We start from the raw sequence: 2,602 nt of genomic DNA on the forward strand, positions 1-2,602 counted from the left end.
CGCCCGGGGCGTGGGCGGGCGGCGCGGGCGTGGATGCGGGCGTGGAGGGGGCCTGGCCCGTCGGGACGGGGGCGGACGAGGAGGCGTCGGGGACGTCAGGGGACACGGTGGCTCTCAGAGGGGGTCGCGGGACGGCGGGCGCAGGTGTGCGCCCGGGTCGTCGACGATCCCGGGCGCGGTCACGCCGTCGGCGGCGGGCAGCCCGCGATCTCGCCGTGGGCGTTGCTGCCCCAGAGGCTCATCCAGCCGTTGGTGCCGCACGTGCGCTTGGTCAGCACGAGTCGCTTCGGGAACGCCTGCCGTGCCGCGCGCTGGCGGCGCGTGCTGCGGGCGATCGGGTGGCTGGTCACGCCCCGATGGTACCCGGGGGCGGTGTCAGCGGGCGGCGAGGCGCAGGTCGACGCCGGCGTCGCGCAGCGCGGCGGCGGCCTCGTCGCCGAGGGCGTCGTCCGTGATCACGCCGTCGAGCTCGTCGAGCCGCAGCGCGCGGTACCGGCCGAAGCGCCCGTACTTCGAGCTGGCGGCGACGAGCACGGTCCGCTCCGCGACCGCGAGGGCCGCCCGCTTGGCCTCGATCTTCGCCTCGACGGGGGTGGTGACGCCGTGGGCGAGGTCCCACGAGCTCGACGAGACGAACGCGAGGTCGAGCGACAGCTCGGCGAGGGCGACGCCGGTGAGGCGCCCCATCGTCGACTGGTTGGCCCGGTCGACGCGTCCCCCGACGCAGATCAGGTCGGCCGTCGGGTGGTCGAGGAACGCCTGCACCGTCGCGAGGTCGTTCGTCACGACGGTCAGGTCGGAGACGTCGTCGAGGTGCCGGCGCATCGCCTGCACCGTGGTGCCCGCGTCGAGGTAGACGGTCATGTGGTCGTGGACGAGGGCGGCCGCCTCGCGGGCGATCGCCTCCTTCTCGGCGACGTCCGCCTCCTGCTTGACGGCCCGGCTCGGCTCCTCGACCAGGCGCGACGCGAGCTTGGCGCCGCCGGCGGTCGCGCTGACGCGGCCGGCGTCCTCGAGGGCGGCGACGTCGCGGCGCACCGTCATCTGGCTGACGCCGAGCAGCTCGGTCAGCTGTCGGTAGCTCAGCACCCGCTCGCGCTGCAGGTGCTCGACGATCGACTCTCGGCGCTGCTCGGGGATGAGGGGGGTCGACACGCGCGTCAGCCTAGTTGTCGCGGCCCTCGCCGGCGGCCGAGGGGACCGGGGACGAGGAGGCAGGCGAGACCGCAGCCGAGGAGGCGCCGGCCTCGTCCGCGGGACCGGTCCAGGGCATCCCCCACGCGGCCGTGATCGCCCGCACCTGGTCCGGCGCGATCAGCCGGCGGGCGGCTCCCTGGGTGAGCAGCGCGATGCGGCACGCCTCCTCGAGCTCGATCGTGCTCTGCACGGCCCGGTCGAGGTCCTCGCCGCTGACGACGGCGCCGTGGTTGGACAGCAGCGCGGCCCGGAACGGCAGCGGGCTGTCGCCGACGAGCGCGCCCATCGCCGGGTCGCCGGGGGCGACGAACGGCAGCAGCGGCACCTGGCCGACCCGCATCAGCGCGTACGGCGTCAGGGGCGGGACGGCGCTGTGGGCCGACCACGGCTCGAGGCACGACAGGGCGACCGCCGACGGAGAGTGCACGTGGACGACGGCGGTGTGGGCAGGGTCCTTGGCGTACATGGCCAGGTGCAGCGCCACCTCCTTCGACGGCGCCGGGCCGCCGAGGTGCGCGCCCGCCAGGTCGAGAACCGACAGGTCGTCGGGCTCCAGCTCGCCGAGCTGCGTGCCGGTGCCGGTCATCAGCAGGCGGTCGCCGTCGCGGACGCTGACGTTGCCCGAGCTGCCGGGGCTCAGCCCGGCGGCGACGAGGGCGCGACCGGAGGCCACGAGGAGGCGGCTCGCCGACGCGTGCTCCGCCGCGCTCTCGAGGCGCCCGGGCTCCGCAGCCCGCGTCGTCGTCCGTGCGTCGGCGCCGCTCATGCCAGCGCCTCCCAGGCGCTCGAGAAGAGGTCGACCGCGCCGAAGTTGCCGCTCTTGAGGACGAGCGCCACCTCCCGGCCGTCGTCGGTGGTGGCCGCGCTCCAGCAGACGCCGGGGGCGAGCAGGGGACCGATCGTGAGCAGGCCGACGCCGAGGGAGCCGACGACGGCGCCGCTGGTCTCGCCGCCCGCGACGACGACCTGGTCGACCGTGCCGTCGGCGACGAGGTCGAGCACGAGGCCCGACAGGACCGTCTCGACGACCTCCGAGGCGCTGACGACGGCGCCCGCGCCTCCTGCGGGCAGTGCCCCCGCGGGCACGACGTCCGACGGCTGGCCGACCGAGTAGACGACCGGCACGGAGGCGTCGTCGAGTCCGCGCACCCACTCGGCGAGCGAGGCGGTCTCGGCCTCGGGATCGGCGAGCGCCTGCGCGACGTCGACCTTGCGGGTCGGGTGCCCGGCGGCGACCGCGGCCGCCACCTGCGCCTGCGTGGTGGTCGAGGCCGAGCCGCACACGACGAGACGACGACGGGAGAAGGAGGGGAACGGGACGCCCCCGGCCGAGGCCGGCGCGGAGGTCGGTGCCGTCGCGACCGGGTCGAGCCCGAGCGCGAGGCCGGCCCCGCCGCTCACGAGC

4 protein-coding genes are annotated in these 2,602 nt (G+C 76.2%); all 4 read right to left on the minus strand.

From position 1 onward, the window contains the following. Positions 1–179: 179 nt before the first annotated feature. On the minus strand, positions 180–350 hold the full coding sequence (locus RWM17_RS13890) for a hypothetical protein (protein WP_191330470.1): 171 nt from the start codon (positions 348–350) through the stop codon (positions 180–182). A gap of 25 nt (positions 351–375) precedes the next feature. After that, a complete protein-coding gene (locus tag RWM17_RS13895; RefSeq protein ID WP_314104633.1) occupies positions 376–1,155 on the minus strand; it encodes a DeoR/GlpR family DNA-binding transcription regulator in 780 nt (259 codons plus the stop codon). Between the two features lie 10 nt (positions 1,156–1,165). Continuing rightward, positions 1,166–1,963 (minus strand): class II aldolase/adducin family protein, encoded by a 798-nt coding sequence (locus tag RWM17_RS13900; RefSeq protein ID WP_314104635.1) that lies wholly within the window; start codon positions 1,961–1,963, stop codon positions 1,166–1,168. Continuing rightward, a partial coding sequence (locus RWM17_RS13905) for a nucleotide-binding domain containing protein (protein WP_314104636.1) occupies positions 1,960–2,602 on the minus strand: 643 nt, incomplete at its 5' end. The genes RWM17_RS13900 and RWM17_RS13905, both read right to left, overlap by 4 nt.

The sequence above is a fragment of the uncultured Frigoribacterium sp. genome (assembly GCF_963515265.1).
Lineage (GTDB): Bacteria > Actinomycetota > Actinomycetes > Actinomycetales > Microbacteriaceae > Frigoribacterium.

Coding starts and splice junctions, on each gene's coding strand:
- RWM17_RS13900 (WP_314104635.1), bottom strand. CDS start 1,963: ATGAGCGGCGCCGACGCACGGACGACGACGCGGGCTGCGGAGCCCGGG.